The 921-nt window shown below is 75.6% G+C and carries 2 protein-coding genes (1 of these 2 only partly in view); both read left to right on the forward strand.

The annotated features are described in order from the left end of the window. Positions 1–315, forward strand: a 315-nt coding sequence (locus D455_RS0107885) for an HAD family hydrolase (protein ID WP_017570199.1), incomplete at its 5' end; no start/stop codon positions are given. An 84-nt stretch (positions 316–399) separates the two neighbouring features. Next, on the forward strand, positions 400–921 hold the 5' end (the start) of the coding sequence (locus D455_RS0107890) for a heavy metal translocating P-type ATPase (RefSeq protein ID WP_017570200.1). Its footprint extends 1920 nt past the window's final position; the window shows 522 of its 2442 coding nt (coding positions 1–522); its start codon is at positions 400–402; its stop codon lies off the right edge, out of view.

A 921-nucleotide genomic window follows, 5' to 3' on the forward strand; every position in this document is an offset into this window, starting at 1 on the left:
CGGTCGGCCGGGGTGGACGACCTCTTCGACGTCCGCGTCGACGGCGCTGACGCGGCACGGCTCGGCCTGGCGGCCAAACCCGACCCGGCGCTGTTCCTGGAGGCGGCCCGGTTGATGGGGGCCGCGCCGGACCTGGCCGCCGTGGCCGAGGACGCGCTGGTCGGCGTGGAGGCGGCCGGACGCGGGGGTTTCGGCCTGGTGGTGGGGGTGGACCGCACCGGCGTCCGCCGCGAGATGCTGGACGCGGGAGCGCACGTCGTGGTGTCCGACCTGTCCGAACTCCTTCCCGTGCCGGGACCACGCGGACCGGACTGAACCCACAGGGCCCGCGACCATCGGCCCCTCCGAACGCGACGTACAGCCCTGCCAGCCGCTCCCGGCGCGGAGCACAGTGACGGTATGCGCCCCGAACGAGGAGACGGACCCCGGTACGTGACCACCGCGACCGTTCTACTGGCCCTGTGCCTGTCGGGGCTCGTGGCTGGTGGGGTGCTGCTGCTGTCGGGCCTTCCGGCCGCCTCGGACGCGGCGTGGCTGGCCTCCGTCGCCGTCGCCTCCGTCGCCTCGGCCGCATGGGTCGTCCGGGCGCTGCTGCGCCGGAGTCTGGGCAGTGACGTGGTCGCCCTGCTGGCGCTGGTCGGGTCCGCTCTGGTCGGTGAGTTCCTCGCGGGTGCGGTCGTCGCCGTCATGCTGACCGGTGGGAGGGTCCTGGAGGACCGCGCCGAGCGTCGCGCGCGGCGCGATCTGAGCGCGCTGGTCTCCCGGGCTCCCCGTGTCGCACACCGGGTCGACGGCGACCGGGTGGTCACCGTGTCCGCGGACGAGGTACACCCCGCGGACGTGCTGCTGGTCCTCGCGGGAGAGGCGCTGCCGGTGGACGGGCGCGTCACGGAGGGCACGGCGGGGGGGGGCGAGGCGGGG

The sequence above is a fragment of the Nocardiopsis halotolerans DSM 44410 genome (genome assembly GCF_000341065.1).
Lineage (GTDB): Bacteria > Actinomycetota > Actinomycetes > Streptosporangiales > Streptosporangiaceae > Nocardiopsis > Nocardiopsis halotolerans.